Annotated in this window: 29 protein-coding genes and 1 pseudogene; 15 read left to right on the top strand and 15 right to left on the bottom strand. The window is 73.2% G+C overall.

The genetic code is table 11. From position 1 onward, the window contains the following. The first annotated feature begins 55 nt into the window (after positions 1 to 55). Positions 56 to 853, top strand: coding sequence for a site-2 protease family protein (locus ACIQR3_RS07710; protein ID WP_403535625.1), 798 nt, complete (start codon positions 56 to 58; stop codon positions 851 to 853). Between the two features lies 1 nt (position 854). On the opposite strand, the gene ACIQR3_RS07705 is transcribed toward ACIQR3_RS07710, so the two are convergent. The 4 genes from ACIQR3_RS07705 to ACIQR3_RS07690 form a co-directional block, all read right to left on the bottom strand. Next, the gene (locus ACIQR3_RS07705) at positions 855 to 1,019 is read right to left on the bottom strand and encodes a hypothetical protein (protein WP_215168775.1); all 165 of its coding nucleotides are present in this window, start codon (positions 1,017 to 1,019) and stop codon (positions 855 to 857) included. Positions 1,020 to 1,083: 64 nt separating this feature from the next. Further along, positions 1,084 to 1,800 carry an NADPH-dependent F420 reductase gene (gene npdG, locus ACIQR3_RS07700; protein WP_403535623.1) on the bottom strand — a complete coding sequence of 239 codons (717 nt, stop codon included), beginning with the start codon at positions 1,798 to 1,800 and terminating at the stop codon, positions 1,084 to 1,086. A 9-nt stretch (positions 1,801 to 1,809) separates the two neighbouring features. Then, positions 1,810 to 2,898, bottom strand: a complete 1,089-nt coding sequence (locus ACIQR3_RS07695) for an exo-alpha-sialidase (protein WP_403535620.1) — start codon at positions 2,896 to 2,898, stop codon at positions 1,810 to 1,812. 112 nt (positions 2,899 to 3,010) lie between these two features. Then, positions 3,011 to 3,229, bottom strand: coding sequence for a hypothetical protein (locus ACIQR3_RS07690; RefSeq protein WP_215168769.1), 219 nt, complete (start codon positions 3,227 to 3,229; stop codon positions 3,011 to 3,013). Between the two features lie 58 nt (positions 3,230 to 3,287). Here ACIQR3_RS07690 and map point away from each other — a divergent pair, with 58 nt between their 5' ends. Together map and ACIQR3_RS07680 are read left to right on the top strand one after the other, a co-directional pair. Then, a complete protein-coding gene (gene map / locus ACIQR3_RS07685) occupies positions 3,288 to 4,145 on the top strand; it encodes a type I methionyl aminopeptidase (protein WP_403535617.1) in 858 nt (285 codons plus the stop codon). Between the two features lie 171 nt (positions 4,146 to 4,316). Continuing rightward, a complete protein-coding gene (locus ACIQR3_RS07680) occupies positions 4,317 to 4,964 on the top strand; it encodes a heme oxygenase (biliverdin-producing) (protein ID WP_403535614.1) in 648 nt (215 codons plus the stop codon). A gap of 81 nt (positions 4,965 to 5,045) precedes the next feature. On the opposite strand, the gene ACIQR3_RS07675 is transcribed toward ACIQR3_RS07680, so the two are convergent. Both ACIQR3_RS07675 and ACIQR3_RS07670 read right to left on the bottom strand, forming a co-directional pair. Beyond that, the gene (locus ACIQR3_RS07675) at positions 5,046 to 5,855 is read right to left on the bottom strand and encodes an endo alpha-1,4 polygalactosaminidase (RefSeq protein ID WP_403535612.1); all 810 of its coding nucleotides are present in this window, start codon (positions 5,853 to 5,855) and stop codon (positions 5,046 to 5,048) included. 194 nt (positions 5,856 to 6,049) lie between these two features. After that, positions 6,050 to 6,739, bottom strand: coding sequence for a PhzF family phenazine biosynthesis protein (locus ACIQR3_RS07670; protein ID WP_403535611.1), 690 nt, complete (start codon positions 6,737 to 6,739; stop codon positions 6,050 to 6,052). Positions 6,740 to 6,813: 74 nt separating this feature from the next. Between ACIQR3_RS07670 and ACIQR3_RS07665 the strand changes: the two genes are divergently transcribed. The 4 genes and pseudogenes from ACIQR3_RS07665 (at position 6,814) to ACIQR3_RS07650 (ending at position 9,772) form a co-directional block, all read left to right on the top strand. After that, the gene (locus ACIQR3_RS07665; RefSeq protein WP_403535608.1) at positions 6,814 to 7,875 is read left to right on the top strand and encodes a FecCD family ABC transporter permease; all 1,062 of its coding nucleotides are present in this window, start codon (positions 6,814 to 6,816) and stop codon (positions 7,873 to 7,875) included. Continuing rightward, positions 7,872 to 8,705 carry a heme ABC transporter ATP-binding protein gene (locus ACIQR3_RS07660; RefSeq protein ID WP_403535605.1) on the top strand — a complete coding sequence of 278 codons (834 nt, stop codon included), beginning with the start codon at positions 7,872 to 7,874 and terminating at the stop codon, positions 8,703 to 8,705. The genes ACIQR3_RS07665 and ACIQR3_RS07660 overlap by 4 nt, the downstream gene beginning before the upstream one ends. Before the next feature lie 16 nt (positions 8,706 to 8,721). Next, a pseudogene (locus ACIQR3_RS07655) lies at positions 8,722 to 8,811 on the top strand (iron transporter); the annotation flags it as partial. After that, a complete protein-coding gene (locus ACIQR3_RS07650) occupies positions 8,798 to 9,772 on the top strand; it encodes a hypothetical protein (protein WP_403535602.1) in 975 nt (324 codons plus the stop codon). The pseudogene ACIQR3_RS07655 and the gene ACIQR3_RS07650, both read left to right, overlap by 14 nt. 55 nt (positions 9,773 to 9,827) lie before the next feature. On the opposite strand, the gene ACIQR3_RS07645 is transcribed toward ACIQR3_RS07650, so the two are convergent. From ACIQR3_RS07645 to ACIQR3_RS07625, 5 genes are all read right to left on the bottom strand, one after another. Further along, positions 9,828 to 10,556: a bifunctional DNA primase/polymerase gene (locus tag ACIQR3_RS07645; RefSeq protein ID WP_403535600.1), complete on the bottom strand. Its 729-nt coding sequence runs from the start codon at positions 10,554 to 10,556 to the stop codon at positions 9,828 to 9,830. A gap of 144 nt (positions 10,557 to 10,700) precedes the next feature. Beyond that, a complete protein-coding gene (locus ACIQR3_RS07640) occupies positions 10,701 to 11,372 on the bottom strand; it encodes a TetR/AcrR family transcriptional regulator (protein ID WP_403535597.1) in 672 nt (223 codons plus the stop codon). A gap of 38 nt (positions 11,373 to 11,410) precedes the next feature. Then, entirely contained in the window at positions 11,411 to 12,400 is a 990-nt protein-coding gene (locus ACIQR3_RS07635) for a small ribosomal subunit Rsm22 family protein (protein ID WP_403535594.1), read from the bottom strand. An 87-nt stretch (positions 12,401 to 12,487) separates the two neighbouring features. Continuing rightward, positions 12,488 to 13,672 (bottom strand): serine hydrolase domain-containing protein, encoded by a 1,185-nt coding sequence (locus tag ACIQR3_RS07630; protein WP_403535591.1) that lies wholly within the window; start codon positions 13,670 to 13,672, stop codon positions 12,488 to 12,490. Continuing rightward, complete coding sequence (locus ACIQR3_RS07625) at positions 13,615 to 14,958, bottom strand: multidrug effflux MFS transporter (protein ID WP_403535588.1); 1,344 nt, start codon at positions 14,956 to 14,958, stop codon at positions 13,615 to 13,617. The genes ACIQR3_RS07630 and ACIQR3_RS07625 overlap by 58 nt, the downstream gene beginning before the upstream one ends. 89 nt (positions 14,959 to 15,047) lie before the next feature. On the opposite strand from ACIQR3_RS07625, the gene ACIQR3_RS07620 reads away from it, so the two are divergent. Then, positions 15,048 to 16,064 (top strand): Gfo/Idh/MocA family protein, encoded by a 1,017-nt coding sequence (locus tag ACIQR3_RS07620; RefSeq protein WP_403535586.1) that lies wholly within the window; start codon positions 15,048 to 15,050, stop codon positions 16,062 to 16,064. A gap of 303 nt (positions 16,065 to 16,367) precedes the next feature. On the opposite strand, the gene ACIQR3_RS07615 is transcribed toward ACIQR3_RS07620, so the two are convergent. Further along, positions 16,368 to 17,339, bottom strand: coding sequence for an aldo/keto reductase (locus ACIQR3_RS07615; RefSeq protein ID WP_403535584.1), 972 nt, complete (start codon positions 17,337 to 17,339; stop codon positions 16,368 to 16,370). A gap of 60 nt (positions 17,340 to 17,399) precedes the next feature. Next, entirely contained in the window at positions 17,400 to 17,726 is a 327-nt protein-coding gene (locus tag ACIQR3_RS07610) for a nuclear transport factor 2 family protein (RefSeq protein ID WP_403535581.1), read from the bottom strand. Between the two features lie 236 nt (positions 17,727 to 17,962). Here ACIQR3_RS07610 and ACIQR3_RS07605 point away from each other — a divergent pair, with 236 nt between their 5' ends. Together ACIQR3_RS07605 and ACIQR3_RS07600 are read left to right on the top strand one after the other, a co-directional pair. After that, a complete protein-coding gene (locus ACIQR3_RS07605) occupies positions 17,963 to 18,508 on the top strand; it encodes a DoxX family protein (protein WP_403535578.1) in 546 nt (181 codons plus the stop codon). Positions 18,509 to 18,531: 23 nt separating this feature from the next. After that, positions 18,532 to 18,864 (top strand): MazG-like family protein, encoded by a 333-nt coding sequence (locus ACIQR3_RS07600; RefSeq protein ID WP_403535575.1) that lies wholly within the window; start codon positions 18,532 to 18,534, stop codon positions 18,862 to 18,864. Between the two features lie 353 nt (positions 18,865 to 19,217). On the opposite strand, the gene ACIQR3_RS07595 is transcribed toward ACIQR3_RS07600, so the two are convergent. Continuing rightward, complete coding sequence (locus ACIQR3_RS07595) at positions 19,218 to 19,949, bottom strand: hypothetical protein (protein WP_215168735.1); 732 nt, start codon at positions 19,947 to 19,949, stop codon at positions 19,218 to 19,220. A 178-nt stretch (positions 19,950 to 20,127) separates the two neighbouring features. Here ACIQR3_RS07595 and ACIQR3_RS07590 point away from each other — a divergent pair, with 178 nt between their 5' ends. After that, the gene (locus tag ACIQR3_RS07590; RefSeq protein ID WP_403535572.1) at positions 20,128 to 21,111 is read left to right on the top strand and encodes an ABC transporter substrate-binding protein; all 984 of its coding nucleotides are present in this window, start codon (positions 20,128 to 20,130) and stop codon (positions 21,109 to 21,111) included. Between the two features lie 18 nt (positions 21,112 to 21,129). Here ACIQR3_RS07590 and ACIQR3_RS07585 read toward each other — a convergent pair whose 3' ends face one another. Next, positions 21,130 to 22,059, bottom strand: a complete 930-nt coding sequence (locus ACIQR3_RS07585; protein WP_403535569.1) for a helix-turn-helix transcriptional regulator — start codon at positions 22,057 to 22,059, stop codon at positions 21,130 to 21,132. A 167-nt stretch (positions 22,060 to 22,226) separates the two neighbouring features. On the opposite strand from ACIQR3_RS07585, the gene ACIQR3_RS07580 reads away from it, so the two are divergent. The 4 genes from ACIQR3_RS07580 (at position 22,227) to ACIQR3_RS07565 (ending at position 24,363) form a co-directional block, all read left to right on the top strand. Beyond that, positions 22,227 to 22,919, top strand: coding sequence for an SDR family oxidoreductase (locus ACIQR3_RS07580; protein WP_403535567.1), 693 nt, complete (start codon positions 22,227 to 22,229; stop codon positions 22,917 to 22,919). 166 nt (positions 22,920 to 23,085) lie between these two features. Continuing rightward, the gene (locus tag ACIQR3_RS07575; protein ID WP_403535564.1) at positions 23,086 to 23,328 is read left to right on the top strand and encodes a DUF6411 family protein; all 243 of its coding nucleotides are present in this window, start codon (positions 23,086 to 23,088) and stop codon (positions 23,326 to 23,328) included. Positions 23,329 to 23,353: 25 nt separating this feature from the next. Beyond that, positions 23,354 to 23,776 carry an ATP-binding protein gene (locus ACIQR3_RS07570; RefSeq protein WP_403535561.1) on the top strand — a complete coding sequence of 141 codons (423 nt, stop codon included), beginning with the start codon at positions 23,354 to 23,356 and terminating at the stop codon, positions 23,774 to 23,776. A gap of 89 nt (positions 23,777 to 23,865) precedes the next feature. Further along, positions 23,866 to 24,363, top strand: coding sequence for a hemerythrin domain-containing protein (locus tag ACIQR3_RS07565; protein WP_403535558.1), 498 nt, complete (start codon positions 23,866 to 23,868; stop codon positions 24,361 to 24,363). Positions 24,364 to 24,387 lie beyond the last annotated feature (24 nt).

Genomic DNA, 24,387 nt, shown 5'->3' with positions numbered 1-24,387 from the left:
CGAACGCGCACCACGAACGCGCACCACGAGCCCCGAGCACAGGAGCCCCGCTGTCATGACCACCGCCCCCGCCCGCCCCAGTGACCGGCGGGTCTCCCCCGTCTTCCTCGGGATCGTCGCCGTCGCCGCGGTCACCGGCTGGGCCACCTGGACCGGGTTCGCCGAGCAGCCGGGGCTGGCGGTGTTCCTGTTCGTGACGGCCGCCTGGGTCGTCTCCCTGTGCCTGCACGAGTACGCGCACGCCCGCACCGCCCTGCACAGCGGGGACATCTCGGTCGGCGCCAAGGGCTATCTGACGCTGAACCCGGCGAAGTACACGCACGCGCTGCTCAGCATCGTGCTCCCCGTCGTCTTCGTCATCATGGGCGGCATCGGTCTGCCGGGCGGCGCGGTCTTCATCGAGCGGGGCCGCGTCCGGGGCCGCTGGCGGCACAGTCTGATCTCGGCGGCGGGCCCGCTGACCAACGTGGCGTTCGCCGTCGTGTGCACCGCCCCGTTCTGGCTGGACGCGCTGGACGGCGTACCGGGCGACTTCCGCCTGGCCCTCGCGTTCCTCGCGCTGCTCCAGGTCACGGCGGCGATCCTGAACTTCCTGCCGGTGCCGGGCCTGGACGGCTACGGGGTGATCGAGCCCTGGCTGTCGTACAGCGTGCGGCGGCAGCTGGAGCCGCTCGCCCCGTTCGGGCTGCTGTTCGTGTTCGCGCTGCTGTGGGTCCCGGCGCTGAACGGCGTGTTCTTCGACGCGATCGACGCCGTGCTGCGGTCGCTGGGCATCAGCGACTTCGACTCGTACTGCGGCTTCGAGCTGTACCGCTTCTGGCAGACGGACGAGCTGTGCACGACGGGGTCGTGACTCAGGCGCGGCGGCGCTTGAAGTAGTACCAGCACATGTTGGACGACAGTCCCGCCAGCAGCACCCAGACCACGCCGACCAGGACGACGCCCTCGGCGAAGGAGACGACGGCCGCCACCACGGCGAGCACGCAGACGATCAGGGCGTAGAGGGCGAGGCGGGGCATGAGGTCGGCTCCTGTCGGGGGACACGGGCGGTCTGGCTGCTGCCCACCAGTGTCCCCCATCGCCTCATACGTCCGTGACGCGGAGTCCCGCGTGGGCCTTGTAGCGGCGGTTGACGGAGATCAGGTTGGCGACCAGCGACTCGACCTGGTGGGCGTTGCGCAGCCGCCCGGCGAAGACGCCGCGCATGCCGGTGATGCGGCCGGCCAGCGCCTGGACGGTCTCGACGTCGGCGCGGGCCTCGCCGAGCACCATCACGTCGGTGTCGATGGCCTCGATCTCCGGGTCCTGGAGGAGGACGGCGGACAGGTGGTGGAAGGCGGCGGTGACCCGGCTGTCGGGGAGCAGGGCGGCGGCCTGCTCGGCGGCGCTGCCCTCCTCGGGCTTGAGGGCGTAGGCGCCCTTCTTGTCGAAGCCGAGCGGGTTGACGCAGTCCACGACGAGCTTGCCGGCCAGCTCCTCGCGCAGGGAGGTGAGGGTGTCGCCGTGTCCTTCCCAGGGCACGGCGACGATCACGATGTCGCTGCGGCGGGCGGTCTCGGCGTTGTCGGCGCCCTCGACGCCGAGGCCGATCTCCTCGGCGGCGGACCGGGCGCGGTCGGCGGCCCGGGAGCCGACGATCACCTTCTGGCCGGCCCGGGCCAGGCGGTAGGCGAGGCCCTTGCCCTGCGGCCCGGTCCCGCCGAGGACGCCGACGACCAGACCGGATACGTCGGGCAGGTCCCAGGGGTCCTTGGCGGGGGCCTTCTGCTGTGCGGCGCTGTCACTGTCGGTAGAGGTCATGGGCCGACTCTATGCGGGTCCGCCGGCGGACACCGCGAGCCGCCGGAAGGTGATCGTCTCGTACGGTCCGGCGTCGCCGGTCTCGTAGAGCAGGCCGACCGAGCGGGCGCCGAGGGGCACCAGGTCGGAGTAGGCGGCGGGGCGGTCGTCGACGGTGTGGGCCGGGTGCCAGCGGGTGCCGCCGTCGGTGGAGGCGCGCAGGGTCATCCGGGCGCGGGCGGCGGGGTCGGCGGGGCCGGAGAAGAGCAGGGGGCCGGCGTCGGGGAGGGCGAGGACGCTGCCCTGGCAGACGGGTCCGGTCAGGTCCGGCTGCCGGCGGAAGGGGGCGGTCAGGGTCCGGCCGCCGTCCTCGGAGTACGCGTCGGCGCGGGGGCCGGGGGACGGGGGCATGGTGCGGGCGTTGACGTAGAGGCGGCCGTCGGGGAGTTCGGCGGCGGTGGACTCGTTGGCGGCGACGCGGGTGGCGGTGCCGTCGCCGTCGTCGACGTAGCCGAGGTACCAGGTGGCGCCGTCGTCGTCGCTGAGCAGGCAGTGGCCGCCGTCGGGACCGTCGGGCAGGGAGTGGTTGGCGGGGACGACGACGCGGCCGGTGCGCAGGCGCAGGGCGTGGCCGGGGCCGGTGGCGTACCAGCGCCACTCCGGGCGCTTGACCCGGTCGGTGATCTCCCGGGGCGGGGACCAGGTGAGCCCGTCGTCGTCGCTGTGCGTCACCCAGACGCGGCGCCCGTCCTCGGCGGTGACCTCGCCGCGGCGGATGGCGGCCTCGGTGGCGTGCGCGGCGTTGCGGACGTGGACGAGCAGGACGCGGCCGGTGCCGAGGACGACCGGGGAGGGGTTGCCGGCGAGGTCGTCGCCGTTCTCGGCGGCGATGACCAGAGGGCCCCAGGTGCGGCCGCCGTCGGTGGAGCGTTTGACGGCGACGCGGATGGTGCCGTGGTCGGCGGGGCCGGTGGCGCGGGCCTCGCAGAAGGCGAGGAGCGTGCCGGCCGCGGTGCGGACGACGGCGGGGATGCGGTAGCTGGCGTGGCCGTCCTCGCCGGCGCGGAAGGGGACGGAGGGGGCGCCCTCCGGGCGGGTGCCGGGGCCTGCGGCGGTCATGGGGGCTCCTGTTGTCGTGGGTCGGGTGCGGGCAGGGGGTGGCTGGTCGCGCAGTTCCCCGCGCCCCTGGAGGGGCGCGTCCCCACCCCCTACCCGCGGTCGCCCCGCGAGATCACTCGGGCTCCGGCGCGTCGTGCCACTTGGGGTCGTTCTCCCACTGGAGGTTGCGCTCACGCGCCGTCCGCATCGCCTGCTCCGCCTCCGTGCGCGACGCGTAGGGACCGAAGCGGTCCTTGGCCGGGCACTCCGGCCCCTCCTCGACCTTCTGGTGCTGGAGGCAGTAGTACCACTCGCCCGGTTTGCCGACCGTACGCTTCTTGAACAGGGCCATGACCGGCTCCTTTCGCCAGGGACATGGTCTCGTATGCCCGCTGGTTAGACTCGCTGACATGTCTGGCCAGTCGCTGCTCGTACCAGGGGAGCTTTCTCCCAACCGTTCCGTACCCGGAAACATCCGCCGGCCCGAGTACGTCGGCAAGCCCGCCCCGACGCCGTACACCGGTCCGGAGGTGCAGACGCCCGAGACGATCGAGGCGATGCGGGTGGCCGGGCGGATCGCCGCGCGGGCGATGGAGGAGGCCGCGAAGCTCATCGCGCCGGGTGTGACCACGGACGAACTGGACCGGGTGGCGCACGCGTACATGTGCGACCACGGGGCCTACCCCTCGACCCTCGGCTACCGCGGCTTCCCCAAGTCGCTGTGCACCAGCGTCAACGAGGTGATCTGCCACGGCATCCCGGACTCCACGGTGCTGCGCGACGGCGACATCGTCAACCTCGACGTGACGGCGTACATCGGCGGCGTGCACGGCGACAACAACGCCACCTACCTGGTCGGTGACGTCGACGAGGAGAGCCGGCTGCTGGTCGAGCGGACCCGGGAGTCGCTGCACCGCGCGATCAAGGCGGTGAAGCCGGGCCGGCAGATCAACATCATCGGCCGGGTCATCGAGTCGTACGCGAAGCGGTTCGGGTACGGCGTGGTGCGGGACTTCACCGGGCACGGGATCAACTCGTCGTTCCACTCGGGGCTGATCATCCCGCACTACGACAGCCCGCACGCCACCACCGTCATCCGGCCCGGCATGACCTTCACGATCGAGCCCATGCTGACGCTGGGCACGCACGAGTACGAGATGTGGGACGACGGCTGGACGGTCGTGACGAAGGACCGCAAGCGCACGGCCCAGTTCGAGCACACCCTGGTGGTGACGGAGACCGGCGCGGAGATCCTCACGCTGCCCTGACGCCCGCGCGCTCCCCCGCCGACCCGCTCTCTTCCGGAGGGCGGGTCTTTTCGTGCGCCTTTTCGTGCGCCTTTTCGGGCGCCTTTTCGCGCGCCCCCGGGTACGCTTTTTACCGACAGGCCGTCGGCAAGCTATTGACTTAGGTAAGCCTTACCATAGAAGATCGGGCGCATGGACTCCTTCTCGACGCTCATCCGCACCGCCTCCCACGCGCAGCACGTGGAGGCCGAGACCTCGACGTTCATGAGCGATCTGCTCGGCGGCCGGCTCGGCGTGGACGCCTACGCGCGCTACACCGAGCAGCTGTGGTTCGTGTACGAGGCACTGGAGGCCGCCGCCGGGCGGCTCGCGGCCGACCCGGTGGCCGGGCCCTTCATCCAGCCGGAGCTGGAGCGGCTGCCGTCGCTGGAGCGCGACCTGGCGCACCTGCGGGGCGCGGGGTGGCGGACGGGGCTGGCCCCGCTGCCGGCCACCGAGGAGTACGCGGCCCGGGTGCGGGAGTGCGCCGAGCAGTGGCCGGCGGGTTATGTCGCCCACCACTACACGCGCTACCTGGGCGACCTCTCCGGCGGCCAGATCATCCGCGACAAGGCCGAGCGGACCTGGGGTTTCGCGAAGAAGGGCGACGGGGTCCGGTTCTACGTCTTCGAGGAGATCACCAACCCGGCCGCGTTCAAGCGCGGGTACCGGGAGCTGCTGGACGGCATCCGGGCCGACGAGCTGGAGCAGCAGCGGATCGTGGCCGAGTGCAAGCGGGCGTTCGCGCTGAACACGGCGGTCTTCCGGGCGCTGGGCGAGGAGTTCCCGCTCAGCGCGTAGCGGCGGCGGGCGGGTGCGGGGCGCCGGGGCGGGGCGCCGGGGCGGGGCGGTACTCCGTCCCGGCGCCCCCGTTTCAGGGGTTCAGCAGGTCTCGCGGACGTACTCGCCGCTGCCGGGGGTGGTGACGTCGTAGTCGCGCTTGACGATGCTGAGGGTGTCGCCCCAGCCGGCGCAGGCGTTGGCCATGCCCTCGTCGTCGTACTCGATGACGATGACGTGCTCGTCGAACGCCTCGGTGTAGGTGTCGCACTCCTCGTACTTGCCGCACTCCTCCGCCACCGCGAAGTCGAGGCCGTTGGCCACGCGGTTCTCCGCCAGGCCGGCGGTGTTCTTCTGGGCGATCGCCAGGCCGGCGGCGTGCGCGCGGGCGGCGAGCCGCTGGATCAGGTCCTGGGCCTGGGAGGCGTCGAGCAGGTCGGAGAAGCGGTCGTAGGTGTCGAAGTTGTCCGGTTCGACGGCCTGGTAGCCCTTGGCCGCGCAGTCGTCGATCCAGCCGCCCACCTTCTCGGCGATGGCCTTGCGGTTGTCCTCGGTGGTGATGTCGAGGACGGCCTCGCCGGCCCACTCGTCGTCGTAGACGACGTTGCCGTCGGCGTCCTGAAGCAGCAGGCCCTTCCACTCGTCGGCGGCACCGGGCTGGGTCTGGAAGGCGTTGACGTAACAGATGTTGTACAGCCCGTCGGCCGGGGCGTCCTCGTGGTCGCGGGTGACCACCTCGACACCGGCCGGCGGGGTGTAGGCGCCGCCGATCTGGTAGTCGAAGCCGGCGCCGGCCGGGGGCAGCGTGACCGTGGCGGCGGTGGCGTTGCCGGGGGCGCACACCAGGGCGGCCAGCGCCACGGTACCGGCCGCCGTCAGGGCAGTGCGGGAGTGCAGGGGAGAACGGCTCATCCTTCGAGCTCCATACGGTTTGCGGATACGTCCCCGCCTCGGACGCCGTACGGCGGTCCTGGCGACTCGGTCCGGGCTGCTGGCTGAGGGTGCCAATTACCGGCTGGGCGTACCTCTTCGCCGACTGTGGGGGCCGGCGCGCCCGAGTAAATCGATCACCTGTTGCCCTGTCAAGAACGGCCGGTCACGGGGAATCAGCGCTCCAGGAACACCCGTCCGCCGATCTCCACCCACCCGTGCGGCTGCGGGGCGGTGAGGATCTGGGAACCCGCTCCCTGGGTGATGTTGAGCGCCCGGCCCAGCCGGTCGGTGAGCAGCAGGGCCGCCGCACCCGTCGCCTCGTCTTCGTCGATGCCCCCGGTGCAAGCACCGGCTCCACCGGAGCGGCTTTCGCCGCGCTCATCGATGCGGCCGGGGAACCCCCGCGCCCGGACCCGCCCGGCCGCCTCGTCCTCCCACGCCCAGGCGTAGATCCACTCCCCCTTCGGCGGCACCGGCAGGTCGTCGACCTCGGCCGGGGTGGCGTACTGGCGCAGGGTGCGCGGCGGGGCCCAGGCCGCCCGCGCCTCGATCCAGCTGAACTCCCCGTCCTGCCGGGCCCCCACCACCCCGGCCGGGGTGATGAGTTCGGGCACGTCGAGCAGCCAGGACGTGCCGACGCAGGGATGGCCGGCGAAGGGCAGGCGCAGGGTGGGGGTGTAGATGTCGATGACGCCGCGCTCGGGGTCGTCGACGAACACGGTCTCGCTGAAGCCGAGTTTGGCGGCGAAGGCCTGGCGCTCCGCCCGCTCCGGCAGCGCGGAACCGTCCCGGACGACGCCGAGTTCGTTGCCGTAGCCGCCGTTCGCCGCGCAGAAGACGCGCAGCACGTCGTAATCAGTCACGGGAGCATTGAAACACCGGGCGACGGGCGGCACTTCGGTGGCGAGAGTAGGGAAGGCTAACCTAAGCTACTGCGGTGATCACCGATCCCGCCCCGCCGCCGGGCACCCGGCGTTCCACCGCCGGGCTGCTGACCGCCGGCCTGGCCGTCGCGCTGCTGCTCCTCGTCCCGGTCGCGGCCGGGACCGGCGCCTATCCGGTGCCCGTCGGTGACGTGGTCGGCTCGGCCCTGCACCGCGTCGGGCTCGGCGGCGCCACACTGGACCGGGTCGCGGAGTCGGTGCTGTGGAACGTACGGTTCCCGCGGATCGTGCTCGCGCTGCTGGTCGGCGCCTCGCTGGGCTGCGCGGGCGCGCTGATGCAGGGCGTGTTCGGCAATCCGCTGGCCGAACCGGGCGTCATCGGCGTCTCCTCGGGCGCGGCGGTCGGCGCGGTCGCCGCCATCGCCTTCGGCCTGAACTTCCTCGGCACCTGGACCGTCTCCGTCTTCGCGTTCGCCGCCGGGCTGGTCACGGTCCTGGTGGTGTACGTGATGGCGCGCTCCGGGGGCCGGACGGAAGTGGTGACGCTGATCCTCACCGGCATCGCGGTGAACGCCTTCGCGGGCGCGCTGATCGGCCTGTTCCTGTTCTTCGCGGACACCGCCGCCGTCAACCAGATCACCTTCTGGCAGCTCGGCTCGCTCGCCCAGGCCACCTGGCCGAAGGTCCTCGCCGTGCTGCCGTGCGCGGCGATCGGCCTGGGGCTGGCCCCGCTGTACGCCCGCCGCCTGGACCTCCTCGCCCTCGGCGAACGCCCCGCCCGGCACCTGGGCGTGGACGTGGAACGGCTGCGGATCGTCCTGATCCTGGTCATCGCGCTGCTGACGGCGGCGGCGGTGAGCGTCTCCGGCGTCATCGGCTTCGTCGGCCTGGTCGTCCCGCACCTGCTGCGGATGGCGGCCGGGCCCGGCCACCGGTTCCTGATCCCGGGCAGCGCCCTGCTCGGCGCGCTCGTCCTGCTCGCGGCCGACCTGGCCGCCCGGACCGTCGCCCAGCCCGCCGAACTGCCCCTCGGGGTGCTGACGGCGCTGCTGGGCAGTCCGTTCTTCTTCTGGCTGCTGCGCCGCACCCGGCGCGGACAGGGAGGCTGGGCATGAGGCTGCCGCGGCTCGTACCGCCCCGTCCGGCGCCGCCCGCCCCGGCCGCGCCCGGCGACGTCCTGGCCGAGGCCGAGGACGTACGCGTCCGGCTCGGCGGCCGGCCGGTCCTGGACGGCGTCGACGTCACCGTCCGGGCCGGCCAGGTCCTCGCGCTCGTCGGCCCCAACGGGGCGGGGAAGTCCACCCTGTTGGGCGCCCTGGCCGCCGACCTCCCGGCGGCCGGCGGGACCGTCCGCGTCCACGGCCGCCCCGTGGCCGACTGGTCCCCGGCCGAACTCGCCCTGCGCCGGGCCGTACTGCCCCAGTCCGCCGCGCTGTCCTTCCCGTTCGCCGTCGAGGAGGTGGTCCGGATGGGCCGCGCCCCGCACGCCGGTACGCCGTCGGCGGACGAGGACGACGCGGTGGTGGCCGAGGCGATGGCCCGCACCGAGGTGAGCGCGTTCGCCGGGCGGCCGTTCTCCGCGCTGAGCGGCGGCGAACGCGCCCGCGTCGCCCTGGCCCGGGTCCTCGCCCAGCGCGCCCCGCTGCTGCTGCTCGACGAACCGACCGCCGCCCTGGACCTGCGCCACCAGGAACTGGTGCTGCGGCTGTGCCGGGAACGGGCGCGGGCCGGGGACGCGGTCGTCGTCGTCCTGCACGACCTGGGCCTGGCGGCGGCCTACGCGGACCGGGCGGCGGTGCTGCGGGCCGGCCGGGTCGCGGCCGACGGGCCGCCGGGCGAGGTGTTCCGCGCCGACCTGCTGTCGGAGGTCTACGACCAGCCCGTGGAGGTGCTCCCCCACCCGCGTACCGGCGCCGTCCTGGTCACCCCGCGCCGCGACCCGTGAGCGCCGCCGGACCCGGTACCCGGTCCCGGCGTCCGCGCGGCGCCGGGCACCGGTAGGGTTCGCCTCCGGGAAGGGGAAGGTGAAGGAACCTGATGAGCAGGCTTGACCGGAGCGTCCTGACAGGGGCCGCCGCAATCGCACTGTCGTTGACGGCGAGCGGGTGCGTGGTGGTGCACGGCGAGCGCGAGGTGCTGCCCGGAGCCACCCGTGCGGAGGCCGCCGAGGCCCTAGCGGAGTTCACCGCCGCGTACAACAAGGCGGACAAGGCGTACGACGGTTCCCTGGACGCCGATCACACCACCGGGGCCCTCGCCGACATCGACGCGGCCCGGCTGAAGGCCGGCAAGGCCAACAACCCCGACGGCAACCCGTCGTACAGCCCGCTGGAGCTGACCGACGTCACCTACACGATCCCGAAGAAGGCGGGCTGGCCGCGCTGGTTCCTCGCCGACGCCCGCGGCAACAAGGGCGGTGACGTGCGCTGGCTGCTGGTGTTCACCCGGGACGGCCTGGACGAGACCTGGCAGGTGGCGTACCTGACGCTGGTCGCCCCCGACGACGTGCCCGAGTTCAAGACCGACCAGGACGGCTGGGCGGAGGCCGTGTCCGCCAACTCGGCCCAACTGGCCGTCAGCCCCGCCAAGTTGAGCAAGAGCTACACGAACTACCTCCAGGACGGCGGGGACGACTTCGCCCCCGGCGCGCACACCAGCGCCTGGCGGGCGCAGCGCAAGACGCAGGCGAGCCGGCCGGGGCTGGCCACGCAGTACATCGACGAACCGCTGACCGACGGCGACTACGCGCCGCTGGCGCTGCGCACGAAGGACGGCGGCGCGCTGGTGTTCTTCACCACCCGGCACTACGAGAAGCAGACCGCCGCGCGGGGCGCCTCGGTGCCCACGCCCAACAAGGACGTGCTCGCGCTGACCGACGGCGAGATCAAGCAGGCGCTGACGATGGAGTTCGTCTCCAACGAGGTCGCCCTCGACCCGGCGGGTGACGCCGCCGAGGACGAGGTGGCGATCCTGGGGCGGGTCCAGGGGCTGACCTCGGCGAAGGGCGAGTGACGCGGGGGCCGGTCGCCGGGGGCCGGTCGCGGAGGCCGGTCGCGGGGGGCGGGGGTCAGTGGCGCAGGGGCCAGGCGGTGCCCGCCTGGTCGGCGTCGGTGCCGGCGTGCCGGGCGCACGCGTCGGTGAGCGCCTCCAGCAGGGTGAGCGGGTCCGGCAGCGGGTGCTCCGGGCCCCGCACCCAGTGCACGCCGTGGTCACCGGGCAGCCGGGCGGGCGGTACCAGGACGTAGGAGCCGCGGCAGTGCCAGCGCAGGCCCGGGTGCTCGTCCGTGGTGTCGGGGTGGCAGTCCAGTTCGCACGGCCACCACTCGTCCTCGTCCTCGGGGGTGCCGCGGGTGAGGGTGAAGAAGAGCATGCGGCCGTCGTCGCTCTCGGCGACCGGGCCGACCTCGACCCCGGTGGCGAGCAGCCGCTCCAGCGCCTCGCGGCCGGCCTGGAGGGGGACGTCGAGGACGTCGTGGACCATGCCGGTGGCGGTGATGAAGTTGGCCTGCGGCTGGTGGCGGGCCCAGCGCTCGATCTGCGCGCGGTCGGTCGTGGACTGGGTCTGCCAGGCGAAGGAGACGGGGTGCCGGGCGGGGGTGGGACAGCCGACGCGGTCGCACGAGCAGCGGTAGCCGGCCGGGTGCGCGGCGGGCGCGAGCGGCAGTCCGGCCGCGGCGGCGGCGAGCAGCAGGGTCTCCCGGCCGCCCTCGTCGGCGGTCTGTTTCGGGCGGCGTCCGCGCAACCAGTGGGAGAGCCTGCCCTGTAGGCCGCTACGGCCGCCGAACTCCGCGCTCATCTATCCCCTCGCCTCGCCGTCGTGCGCATCAGCATGCCCTATGGTCCCACCATTGTGCGCGCCGGGACCGGGAAGGGACATGGTTCCCAGGTCAGCGGTGTCCGGCGGCTCCTGGGCGAGACGGCGGCTCCTGGGCGAGACCGTTCAGCGCGGAGCGAGACCGTGCAGGGCGTAGTCGACGAGGGTGTCGGTGTACTCGTGGGAGAACGGGGCCGTGCGCTGGAGCCAGCGCTGGGCCAGCGGGGAGACGAAGAGTTCCAGGGCGATGCGCGGGTCGATCTCCGGGCGGACGTCGCCCGCCCGCTGCGCGGCGCGCAGCCGGTCGACGTAGAGCTGGAGCGAGGGCTCCAGCAGCTTGGCGACGAAGGTCCGGCCCAGTTCCTCGTCGACGACGCCCTCGGCGGCCAGGGCGCGGGCCGGGGTGTCGAACCTCGGGTCCCGCAGTTCGTCGACGGTGGCCCGCAGCACGGCCTTGAGGTCGGCGGCGAGATCACCGGTGTCCGGAATGCCGTACGAGCCCGGCTCCCCTTCCGGCCCCCGCCCGGCCTCCTGCCCCCGCCCGGCCTCCTGCTCCCGCCCGGCCTCCGCGGCCTCCGCGGCCTCCGCGGCCTGCCGCTCGCCGAGGTCGAGGAACGCCTCCAGCAGGACGTCCGCCTTGGAGGACCACCAGCGGTAGATGGTCTGCTTGCCGACGCCGGCGCGGGCGGCGATGCCCTCGATGGTCGTTCTCGGGTAGCCGACCTCGCCGACGAGGGCGAGGGCGGCGTCGTAGATGGCCCTGCGGGACTTCTCACTGCGGCGTCTGGGAGCGGGCATGGGGCGAATCTACCAGGACGGCAAGACGGTGCGTCTCGTCACGCGGGTGGCCAGGGGTCGCCCCAGTCCGTGTCGCGGGCCGCCCGGTACAGGTCGCCGTGGCGTTTGGTGACCGTGGCGCGGCGCAGCGCCGGTTCCTTCTCGCACAGGTCGAGCAGGACCTGTCCCTTGCGGATCTGCGGGCGGCGGACCACACGGGAGTCGGCGGGGGCGACCGGCACCGGCGGGCGGGCGGCGGCGACGTAGGCGAACTTCTCGTCCTCGTAGGCGAGGGAGCCGCCCTTGACCTGGCGGTGCAGGGAGGAGCGGCTGACCCGGGCCGAGAAGTGGCACCAGTCGGTGCCGGGGGCGATGGGGCAGGCGGCGCTGTGCGGGCAGGGGGCGGCGACGTGGAAGCCCGCGGTGACGAGCCGGTCGCGGGCCTCGATCACCCGGGCGTAGCCGTCGGGCGTGCCCGGTTCGACGATCACGACGGCCCGCGCGGCACCGGCGGCGGCGTCGACGAGGGCGGCGCGGTCGGGGGCGGTCAGCTCGTTGAGGACGTAGGAGACGGTGACGAGGTCGGTGGGGTCCAGGGTGAGCGCCGCTCCGATCCGCGAGCGCCGCCAGCGTACGGCGGCCAGGGCCGGCTCGGCGGCGGCGATCTCCCGGCCGAGGGCGAGGGCGGGCTCGGCCCAGTCGAGCACGGTCGAGGTCCGCTGCCCGTCCCAGGTGGCGCCGACGGCCCAGGTCGCCGCGCCGGTGCCGCCGCCGACGTCGGTGTGGGAGGCGGGCGCCCAGCCGGGCACGGCCGCCGCGAACGCGGCCAGCGCCGAGCGCACCGCCTCGAAGGTGGCGGGCATCCGGTAGGCGGCGTAGGCGACCACGTCGGCGCGGTCCCGCAGGATCGGCGCGTCGGTCGGGGTGGCGCCCCGGTAGTTGGCGATCAGCCGCTCCACGGCCTGGGCGGCCTGGCGCGGCGGCAGCCCGTCGAGCAGCCCGGCGAGGGCGGTGCGCAGGGTGTCGGCGGGCGGTGCGGGGGCGTTCACCCGGCGATTCTAAAGGTGAGCAACCGCCGCCGGCCTGTCCCCCGTCCGCTCAAGTGAGCGGGCGGATGACAGGAACGGCACGTCCGCTCACCGGTCCCGCACCGCGCGGGCCACCTCCGTCGCCACCGCGGCCCGGGGGCGGCTGTCCGGCGGGCGGCGGCAGGGGTGGACCGTGTTGGCGAGGAGCACCACGAAGGTGTCCGTCGCCCGGTCGATGACCAGGCTGGTGCCGGTGAAGCCGGTGTGGCCGGCCGCCCCGCGCCCCGCCAGTTCCCCCATGAACCACGGCTGGTCGAGGGCGAAGCCCAGGCCCGGCGGGGCGAGCAGCAGCTCCGTGAAGCCGGGGCCGAGGATGCGGGCCGGTCCGTAGGAGCCGCCGGACAGCAGCGCCCGGCAGAACACCGACAGGTCCCGGGCGGTCGAGAACAGCCCGGCGTGACCGGCCACCCCGCCCAGCGCCCAGGCGTTCTCGTCGTGCACGACGCCCCGCAGCATCCCCCGGTCCGCCTTGGCCCAGGGCCGCCGCTGGTCCTCCGTCGCCGCCGCCCCCGGGCACGGCCCGAAGCGGGTGGCCGTCATGCCCAGCGGCCGGGTGATGCCGTCGTGGACCAGGGCGTCCAGGGCGCGGCCGGTGATCCGCTCCAGGACCTGCTGGAGCAGCAGCATGTTCACATCGGAGTAGCGGTACGTCCCGACCGGCCCGGCCGGTGCCTCGGCACGGAGCCTCGCGAGCCGTTCCGCGTCGTCGGCGCAGTCGTAGAGCGGCAGCTCGGGCCGCAGCCCGGAGGTGTGGGTGAGCAGGTGCCGCACGGTGAGGCGGTGCACGGCGGCGGCGCGGAAGTCCGGCAGGTACCCGCCGACCTCGGCGTCGATGCCGAGCGTGCCCCGCTCGATCTGCTGGACGGCGGCGACCGCCGTGAACAGCTTGGTGAGGGAGGCCAGGTCGAACGGGGTGCCGGGGGTCACCGGCACCCGGGAGGAGGCCGGCAGCTCCACGCCCGTACCGCCGCGGGCGTCGTACGCCGCGTACCGCACGGCCCAGCCCGCCGCCGCCTCGACGGCGAGCACGGGTCCGCGGCCGACGGCGACGACGGCCCCGGCCGCCCAGGGGCGTTCCCCGGCGGTGAGGTCCCGGACCCGCTGGGCCAGCCGACGCGGCAGGGCCGGGTCGAGTCCGGCCCGTTCCGGCGCGTCGCTGCGCAGCCTCGGTGCGCTCAGCTTCCTTCCCCCTCCGCTCCCGCGCGTGCCGTACCGGCCTTCCAGGGACGGCACATTCCCATGAAGCAGGCCAGTGCCACCAGGGCCGCGGCCAGTTGGACGACGGCCATCGGGACGGCGGTGTCCTCGCCGGCGATGCCGACCAGCGGGGAGGCGAGCGCGCCGATCAGGAAGGTGGAGGTGCCGAGCAGCGCGGAGGCCGACCCGGCGGCCCTCTTCACCCGCATCAGGGCCAGCGCCTGGGTGTTGGGCATGGCGATGCCCATCGCGGACATCAGCACGAACAGGGTGGCGGCGACCGGCGCCAGTCCCACGTCGCCGAAGACACCGAGGGACATCAGCAGCAGCGCGGTCGCGGCGGCGATGACGACGGTGAGGCCGATGGCCAGCACCCGCTCCAGGGGGACGCGGCCGACGAGCACCTTGCCGTTGATCTGGCCGACGACGACGAGGCCGACCGAGTTGAGGCCGAACAGCAGGCTGAAGGTCTGCGGGGAGGCCCCGTAGATCTCCTGGACGACGAACGGGGAGGCGGAGACGTAGGCGAACAGCGCGGCGAAGGCGAAGCCGCCCGCGAGCATGTACCCGGTGAACACCCGGTCGGCGAGGTGGCCCCGCATCGACCGCAGGGCTTCGCCGATCCCGCCGCCGTGCCGCTCGGCGGCCGGCAGGGTCTCCGGCAGCCTGGTCCAGACGACGGCGCCGAGCACCACCCCGACGACGGCGAGCACGGCGAACACGCCCCGCCAGTCGGTGAACCGCAGTACCTGGCCGCCGATCAGCGGCGCGGCGATCGGCGCCACCCCGGAGACGAGCATGAGGGTGGAGAAGAACCGGGCCATGGCGACGCCGTCGTACAGGTCGCGGACGACGGCCCGGGCGATGACGATGCCGGCGGCGCCCGCGAGTCCCTGCGCCAGCCGGAAGGCGACGAGGAGTTCGAGGGTGGGCGCCAGGGCGCACAGGGCGGTGGCGAGGACGTAGACGGCGAGGCCGGCCAGCAGCGGGCGGCGGCGGCCCAGCCGGTCGCTGAGCGGGCCGATGACCAGCTGGCCCAGCGCCATGCCGGCCAGGCACGCGGTCAGGGTGAGCTGCACGGTCGCGGCGGACGCGTGCAGGGTGTCGGTGACCTCCGGGAGGGCCGGGAGGTACATGTCCAGCGCCAGCGACGGCGTCGCGGTCAGACCGCCGAGGACGAGTATGACGAGCAGGCCGGTACGGCCGGCCGCGCGCGGCGGCGGTGGCGTGCCCGGTGACGTGCCCGGTGACGTGCCCGGTGCTGGGTGCGGCGGTATGTGCGGCGGTGTTGTGCGCGACGCGGACACCCCTTGGTCGGCCATGCGCCCCCTCCCTCTTCGACGGATCCGCCGCCTATGCTCTCAGCTCGAACGATCAGCTTGTACGACAAATTCGGTGAGGGTGGGCACGGGTGGCCGAACAGAAGGTGCGCTGGGGAATTCTGGCGACCGGCGGAATGGCGGCGAGGTTCACGGCGGACCTGGTCGATCTGCCGGACGCGGAGGTCGTGGCGGTGGCGTCGCGGACCGAGGCGTCGGCGAAGGCGTTCGCGGAACGGTTCGGGATCGCGCGGGCGTACGGCGGCTGGGAGGCACTGGCGCACGACGAGGACGTCGACGTGGTGTACGTCGCCACCCCGCACTCGTCGCACCGCGCGGCGGCCGGCCTCTGCCTGGAGGCGGGCCGGGGCGTGCTGTGCGAGAAGCCGTTCACGCTGAACGCGCGGGAAGCGGCGGAACTGGTCGCCCTCGCCCGGCAGCGCGGCGCCTTCCTGATGGAGGCGATGTGGATGTACTGCAACCCGCTGGTCCGGCGGCTGAAGGCGCTGGTCGACGACGGCGCGATCGGCGAGGTGCGCACGGTCCAGGCGGACTTCGGGCTGGCGGGCCCCTTCCCGCCCGCCCACCGGCTGCGCGACCCGGCGCAGGGCGGCGGCGCGCTGCTGGACCTCGGCGTCTACCCGGTCTCCTTCGCCCAGTTGCTGCTCGGGGAGCCGTCGCGGGTGACGGCGAGCGCGACGCTCTCGGAGGAGGGCGTCGACCTCCAGACGGGCGCGCTGCTCTCCTGGGACAACGGCGCCCTGGGCGCACTGCACTGCTCCATCGTCGGCGGTACGGCCAACTCCGCCTCGATCACCGGCTCGACGGGCCGCATCGACGTACCGGACGGCTTCTTCTTCCCCACCCGCTTCGTGCTGCACCGGGACGGCCGCGACCCCGAGGAGTTCACGGCCGACCCGGCGGACGGCCCGCGGGCCAGCCTCGCGCACGAGGCCCGGGAGGTGATGCGCGCCCTGCGGGCCGGGGAGACCGAGTCCCCGCTGCTCCCGCTGGACGGCACCCTGGCGGTGATGCGGACGCTCGACGCGATCCGGGACCGCGTGGGTGTGCGCTACCCGGGCGAGGAGCCGGTGGCCACGCCCGCGTGAACGCGCCGGGCCGGCCGTCGCGGCCGTGATGGCGGGACGGCCGTGATGGCCGGGACGGCCTAGCGGATCTACACAAGCGGAGTCTTGAAGTCCGCAGCATTGCGGCCCGTAACCGCCTTATGCTCAACTCTCCTTCACCGAAGCTCCACAATTGGAGCGCCGGTGGGCATGTGGCGCCGACGGACCATCCCGAGGGGGGAGCAGCCGTTCCGCGGTACCGGCAGGGGGTGGACCCCGCGCAGGCTCGCGCGAGGTGTACGCCGGTACGCGGAACGGCTGCCACATGTCCCCGGCTTCCGGGCGTCAGCGCCCCAGGATCCGCTCGACCTCGGCCGTCTCCGCCTCGCCCAGCGGCCCCTTGGCCATCGCGCCCGCGTTCTCCTCGGCCTGCGCGACCGACCGGAACCCGGGGATGGGGACGGTGCGCGGGCCGCGGGCCCACAGCCAGGCCAGGGCGCCCTGGGTGAGCGTACGGCCGTCGCTGGTGAGCACCTCGCGGAGCGCCTCGACCCGGGCCAGCCACTCGGGTTCGGCGCCGCCGCCGTCGCCGAACCCCGGCAGCCAGGCGGGCGGGGCGCTGCGGATGTCCCCCGCCTCCAGGGCCCGGCCGTTCCCGTGCCTGCCGGTGAGCAGCCCCATGGCCAGGGGGCTGCGGATGATCCCCGCGAGGTCCGCCGTCTCGCACAGGGCGTGCATCTCGGGGGCGTCCTGGAGCACGTTGGCCCGGTACTGCACGGCCGTGCAGTGCGCCCCGGCCGCGAAGACGGCGGCCCGCCGCGGGTCGTCGGTGGACCAGCCGTACGCCCGCACGAGCCCTTCCTCGACGAACTCCTCGCAGGCGTCGCGCAGTTCGGCGGCCCGGCGGGGTTCGACGTCGCCGAGGTGGAGCTGGTAGAGGTCGACGTGGTCGGTGCCGAGCCGGGCGAGGGACGCGGTCAGCGCGCGGCGGGCGTACTCGGGTGTGGGGTCGGCGCCGGTAAGGGTGCGGGTCCGCTCGTCGAAGAGGTTCCCCCACTTGGTGGCGACGGTCACGTCCGCGCGGCGCCGGCCGAGGGCGCGGCCCAGCAGCCGTTCGCTGTGCCCGGCACCGTAGACGTCCGCCGTGTCGAAGAAGGTGACGCCGAGGTCGAGGGCGCGGTGGATCGCCCGTACGGACTCCTCGTCGTCGGTCTTCCCCCAGCCGAGCGGCTGCCCGGCGGTGTCCCACCACTCCCCGGCGATCGCCCAGCACCCGAAGCCGAGCACCCTGTCGCTGTTTCCGTGGATCTTCTCCATGGGCGGGACGCTAGGAGTTGAAGCGCACCCGAAGGCAACCCCCGCCCGCGCCGCGCGCCGTTACGCCTGCCCGGTCTCGAAGCGGGTGATCTTCCCGTCGTCGTCCACGGTGAACGTCCACCGGGTGCGCATCTCGCCCCAGGTGTCGTTGCGGTGGCGGGCGACGAGGGCCCGGCCGCCCCGGGACTCGTTGTCGACCTCCAGACGACCGTGGGAGGAGAAGATCTCCCGGTCGATCCAGTCGTCGAGGTCCCGGTCGGCCCCGTCGTCGGACATCGTGGCGTCGGGCGCGAGCAGCGCGAGGAAGGCCTCGCGGTCATGGGCGTTCACCGCGGCGACGAAGGCACGGACGGCCGGGTCGCTCAGTCGGGTCGTCTGGATCGTCATGGCCGCCAGCCTCACACCGCCCGTGGCCCCCCGCCACCCGAACGGCGCCCGGGGGCGGGCCCGCCGGGCACGTGGGGTGCGACGGTGGAAACAGGAGCCCCGGGGGGGGGGGGGGGGGAGCATGAGACCCCACCGGGGGGAGCAGGAGACCCGGGGAGCAGGAGACCCGGGGAGCGAGAGACCCGGGTGAGCATGAGACCCGGGGGCGGCGCTGCCGCTCGACGAAGGAGTCCACCATGACCTGCTGTTACGACCGGCGCGACGTCGGCCTGCTGCTGCTCCGGCTGGGGACCGGCGGGGTGCTGGCCGCGCACGGCGCGCAGAAGCTGCTCGGCTGGTTCGGGGGCGGCGGCATCGAGGGGACCGGCCAGGCCATGGAGGCCATGGGCTACGTCCCGGGGAAGCGGAGCGCGACGATGGCGGGGCTGGCGGAGGCGGGCGGCGGGCTGCTGCTGGCGATGGGCCTGGCCACCCCGGCGGCCGGCGCTGCGGCGGCCGGCGCGATGGCGGGCGCGGCGGCGGTGCACGCCCCGCACGGCTTCTTCGCCCAGGGCGGCGGCTACGAGTACGCCGCCTCGCTGGGCCTGACGGCGACCGGTCTCGCGGTCACCGGCCCCGGCCGCCTCTCCGTCGACGCCGCCCTCGGGCACGCCGTGAACCGGAACTGGATGGTGCCGGTGGCCTTCGCGGTGACGGCCGCGGCGACGGCGGTGGTGGTCGGCGGGCGCAACCGGCGGATGCGGCGGGCGGCGGAGGGCGAACAGGAACCGTTGTTCGACTGAGGTGACCTGGCAGGCTGCTCCGCATGACCGACGAGCGCACCGACCTCTTCTCCGTCATCGACGACCTGTGGCACCGGCTGGAGACCGGCCGGCCCGAGCGAGCCGGCCGGGAGGGCCTGCTGCTGCGCCTGCTGAAACTCTCCGAGGAGGTCGGCGAGGTCGCCGAGGCGGTGATCGGCGTGACCGGCCAGAACCCGCGCAAGGGCGTCACCCACACCTGGGACGACGTCGAGGCGGAGCTGTGCGACGTGGCCATCACGGCCCTGGTGGCGCTGCGCACCTTGACGCCGGAGGCCCGGCAGGTCTTCGCAGGCCATCTGGAACGGGTGGCCGCGCGGCCGCACGGCGCCCGCTGATCCGCGGGGGAACGTGGCGGGACCCGGGAGCGTAGCCTGCTCCCGGGCCCCTGGGGCTGCCACCTGATGCGCACGCCGGTTTCAGTGCGGAGACCGGATCAGTCGTCAGGCCGTCGTGTTCTTCCTTTGAACTACCGCACCAGGAAGCGGTGCAGGAGAGATTCGAACTCCCATCCGACGGCGTTCGTCCGGCTCCGTCGACCCGGCGATCGGCGGCGATGCTGAGACTGGAGCGAGAGTCTGAGATTGACGGCGCGGGCCCGGTACGGCCACACGCCACTTCAGGCTGAACGTTCAGTTTCAGCTTGCGCACCCCCGCGCTCGCACGCGGGGGAGACGAGGGGCGGGCGGTCTCACCCGAAGAGGTAGCCGAACACCGCGTCTCCGACCCGCTGGTCGGTGACCTCGGCGCCGTTGGCCTCCTCACGGGCGAACTTCACCGCCTGCTGGAGCTTCTCGATCCGCTCGGCCAGCTCGTTGACCCGCCGCGCGGGAAGCGCGCCCGAGAACTTCACGGTCGTCCAGTACCCGATCGGCACGTCCTCGTAGTACACCTCGACCTGCGCCGGGTGCTTCTCGGTGGCCTCCGCCTTGACGTGGTTGCGGGGCACCTTCTTGGTACGGATGGTGCGCACCGGCTCGGTCTTCCACCAGTCGGTGGACGGGTCGAGGGCCCAGGACTCGGCGGCGTCGAGGGTGGGCAGCTTCTTGACGAAGGCGTGCAGGTCGCTGAGCTGCTTCTCCAGGAAGAGCAGATAGCTGACCGGGACGTCCGCGACGATCGTCCGCCCGTCGACCGTGACGTCGGCGCGCGCCGTGCAGTTGGCCCAGTCCTTGGTCGCGGTCACGTCGAACAGCCGGGTCAGCGACGCGGCCGTCTCCCGCAGCACGTCCTCCGCCTGCACCTGCACCCGCGTGGACTCGGGCGGCAGCTGCTCGCCCTCCTCGTCCTTCGGCTGGTACGTACGCGAGATCCCGGCGAGCAGCGCGGGCTTGAGCACCTTCTGGTGCGCGGCGGTGACGTCCTGGAGCGACTTGCTCTTGACGCCCTTCTCGACGGCGATGATCTGGTTCAGCTTCGCCACGTGGGCCCCCCTTCGAACAGGGACAACGTAACCCAGGACGTCGAACGGACGCACGTCGTTTACGGTCCGGTGCGCGGAGTACTGACAGCGCGGGGCCGCCTCTATAGATTGCTGTCGCCGAAGAAGTGCACCACTCACGCCGTCCGCACCATCCGCAGTGCCACCGTGAGGAGGGTCCATGATCAGGCGCGTTCTCGGACTTGCCGCAGCAGTGATCACCCTGGCCGGTTCGGCGGGGTGCGGTTCGCCGGACTCGGGACCGGACGGTCCGGCGTCCTCCGCCGACGGCGGGACGACCCGGGTGAAGGTCGGCATCATCCCGATCGTCGACGTGGCCCCGCTCTATCTGGGGCGGAAGAAGGGGTTCTTCGGCGACCGCGGCATCGAGGTGGAGGCGGTGGCGGCCCAGGGCGGCGCGGCGATCGTGCCGAGTGTGCTGATCGGGCAGTTCCAGTTCGGCTTCAGCAACACGACGTCGCTGATGATCGCCCAGGTCAAGGGCGTACCGGTGACGTCGGTGGCCAACGGCGCGGCCTCCAACGGCACGGTGGGCGCGGACGTCACCTGTGTGGGGGTCGCCAAGGACAGCCCGGTCAAGTCGGCGAAGGACCTGGCCGGCCGCACCGTCGCGGTCAACGCCCTGCACAACATCGGGGACACCACGGTGCGGGAGGCGGTGCGCGCGGACGGCGGCGACCCGTCGGAGGTGGAGTTCGCCGAGATCCCCTTCGACCAGATGCCGGCCGCGCTGGCCGACGGGCGGGTGGACGCGGCGTGGATGGGCGAACCGGCTCAGACCATCGCCAAGGCCCAGGGCGCCCGCGTGATCGCGTCCCCCTTCGCGGAGACCGATCCGGCCCTGACCGTGGCGACGTACTTCACGTCCACGAAGCTCCAGCAGGAGAACCCGGAGCTGGTGAAGGACTTCAGCGAGGCGATGACCGAATCCCTGCGCTACGCGGCGGCCCACCCGGACGAGGCCCGCCAGGTCCTCACGGAGTACACGAAGATCAGCGCGGAGGCCAGGGAGAACCTCATCCTGCCGGCCTGGCCGGCGGAGGTGGACATGGCGTCCCTGGAGAAGCTGGCCCGGTTGAGCGAGGCGGACGGACTGTTCGGGCAGGAGGGGGAGAAACTGGATCTGGAGGCGCTGTTCGGCTGAGCCGCACGGGGCGTGAGGTCAGCGGAGCGGGCGGACCGGTTCCGTGGGTGGGGTCTGCGGTGCTGTCCAACTGGCGAGCAGTGTGAGGCGGTCCTCCCAGGGGGTGCCCGGCTCGGCCGTGTAGATGATCAGGTCGTGCACGGCCCGTTGCGGCAGGGGCAGGTCCAGGGAGCGGAAGGTCATCTCCAGGCGGCCGACCTCGGGATGGTCCAGCCTTTTGACGCCTTCGTGGCGGATCCGTACGTCGTGACTGGCCCACATGGTGCGGAAGTCGGGGCTGAGCGTGGACAGTTCACCGACCAGCTCGCGCAGGGCCCGGTCATGAGGTGCACGTCCGGCTTCGGCGCGGAGCACCGCGACCGTGGCCCGCGCGCCCTCCTCCCAGTCGACGAAGAAATCGCGGGAGCCGGGGTCGAGGAAGAAGTAGCGGGGGAAGTTGGGGCAGCCCCGCTCGCGGGTGGTGTCGCTGTCGAACATCGGCGCATACAGGGCCCTGCACAGCGCGTTGCTCGCGACGATGTCCAGCCGGCCGGTGCGTACGAAGGCGGGGGCCATGGTCATGGAGTCCACCATCCACTGGACGGACGGCGGAATCCTGACGTCCCTGCGGCGGTGTGCGGCGCGGCGGGCGGGGCGGGCCGCTCTGGCGAGGTCGAGCAGGTAGGTGCGCTCGTCCTCGTCGAGGAGCAACGCCCGCGCGACCGCTTCCAGTACGTCCTCGGAGACGCCGCCGATGTGGCCCTTCTCCAGGCGCGTGTACCACTCGGTGCTCACGCCGGCGAGGGCCGCGACCTCCTCGCGCCGCAGTCCGGGAACCCGCCGGCGTCGGCTGGTGGGCAGTCCGACCCGCTCCGGGGAGAGCTTGGCGCGCCGGCTCGTCAGGAAGCCGCGGATGTCCGAGCGGTTGTCGACACGATCAGCGGTGCGGCTCTCGGGCGGAAGTTCCATCCGTCCAGGCTACCCAGGGGATCCGCCGGGAGAGGGGTCGTGTTCATACCCCCCATGGACACGACCTTGTCCCCCTCCGAGGGCGCCGGTTCCATGAGGTCGGCGAACTGCTCGAGCGGCGCTCAGCACGGGCCGCCGCCCCCCATCCACGCCTCAGGAGCCCGACCATGTCCAGCAAGACCGTACTGATCACCGGCGCGACCAGCGGTATCGGCGCGCACACCGCGCGGTTGCTCCTCGACCGCGGCCACCGCGTGGCGGTCACCGGCCGCGACGAGAGCAGACTGAAGACCTTCCTCGACGAGACCGGCCGCCCCGACCGGCTGCTGGGCCTGGTCGCGGACGCGGCCGACTGGCAGGCCACCGAATCCGCCGTGACCCGCACCGTGGAGCACTTCGGTGCCCTCGACGCGGCGGTGGCCAACGCCGGCTTCATGTCCGGCGGCTCCATCGGGGCCGGCGACCCGACGTCGTGGGCGCCGATGGTCCTCACCAACGTCCTCGGCCCCGCCCTGCTGGCCCACGCCGCCCTCCCCCACCTGGAGGCCAAGGGCGGACGGCTGGTGCTGATCGGCAGCGTCGCCGGGCTGAAGAACTCCCCCGGCAACCTCTACTCGGCCACCAAGTGGGCCACCACCGGACTCGCCGAGAACCTCCGCCTGCTCGCCACGACCCGCGGCGTCGGTGTCACGGTCGTCAACCCCGGCATGATCGACACACCGTTCTGGAACGGCGTCAGCGTTCCCCCCTTCGCCCTGTCTCCCCAGCCCATCGCCGAGGCCGTCTGCTTCGCCCTCGACCAGCCGGCGGGCGTCGACCTCAACACCCTGACCATCCGCCCCATCGGCCAGCCCGCCTGACCCCGACAGCGCACGCCGTGGTGACGCCGCTGGTCGCAGCCCTCCTCACCAGCGCACGGAAAAGCGGCCTTCGCCCCCCCGGCCTCCGGCACTCCCCCGTTCCACGGCATGGCTCCGCCTCCCCCGGGCACGCGGAAGTCACGTCTCAGAGCGAAGGAGTTCCGCCATGATGATCGTCGGCATAGTCGCCGTGTGTGTCGTACTCGCCGTTCTCGCCTTCCTCCTGCCGCGCCTGTCCCACCACCCGCAGCGCGGCACCCAGCGCACGCTCGGCGTCGGGTCACGGACCGGCGGCAAGGCGCCGGGCGTCCTCGGCCGCGCGCTCAGCAAGCCCTTCCGCAGCAGTTCCAGGGCGGTCGGCCGCAGCGGTTCGGCGGGCCGGCGGGCCCGTGGCCGCATGCCGTTCTGACCCCGGACAGAAGAGAGGAGCCACAGTGGACGAATCGTCAGTGCGGGCGGTGGGCTGGGCACGCTCCCTCCCGATGAGCACCGGGCCGAAGGCGGCACGCGACTGGGCGCGCGAGCACCTGGAGGGCCTCGGTTGGACGCACAGCCGCGCACAGACGGTGGACGACGTGCTGCTGACCGTCTCCGAACTCGTCACCAACGCCCACCTCCACGCCCACTCCACGGCCCGCCTCGTGATGACCTGGGACGGCCGGTGCCTGCACATCACCGTGCACGACGACGACGCCGCCCTGCCCACACCGCGCGAGCCCAGCCGCGACCGTCTCGGCGGGCGCGGCATGTTCCTCGTCGATGCCCTCGCCGACGGCTGGGAAGCGCGCCCCTGCCCCCACGGCAAGGCCGTCACGGTCTGCTTCTGTCCGTCGGCCCCCACGACCGGGTCCCACTGACCCGCGCTCACCAGCCAGTACGTCTCGTTCGCGGAAACCCGGGTATCCGCGAGGTCGTATCACCGTCACACGCACGTCAGGGAGTCCCCGTGTCGTCCACCGATGTCGTCGAACTCATCCTGCGGGACCACCGCCGCATGGAGGACCTCTTCCGCGTCCTGCGGAACGCCGAAGCGGACCGTGCCGCCGCCCTGAAGGAGTTCGCGGATCTGCTCATCGCACACGCCTCGGCCGAGGAGGACGAGGTCTATCCGGCGCTGCGGCGGTACAAGAACGTCGACGGCGAGGACGTCGACCACAGCGTGCACGAACACCACGAAGCCAATGAGGCGCTGCTGGCCCTGCTGGAGGTGGAGGACACCGCCTCCGACGCATGGGACGAAAAGCTCGAAGAACTGGTCACGGCGGTCAACCACCACGCGGACGAGGAGGAACGCACCCTCCTCAACGATGCCCGGGAGAACGTCGCCGAGGACCGCCGCGCCGCACTGGGACAGAAGTTCCTGAAGGCACGCGCGCGGTATCTGGAATCCGGCTGCGGCGGCGTCGAGAACGTGCGCGAGCTGGTCGCCGCCGCCGACGACTGACCTCTCCCGGCCCGGAAGGCGAAG

The sequence above is a fragment of the Streptomyces sp. NPDC090994 genome (genome assembly GCF_044768905.1).
Lineage (GTDB): Bacteria > Actinomycetota > Actinomycetes > Streptomycetales > Streptomycetaceae > Streptomyces.
This window is presented reverse-complemented; position numbering and strand designations above follow the sequence as displayed.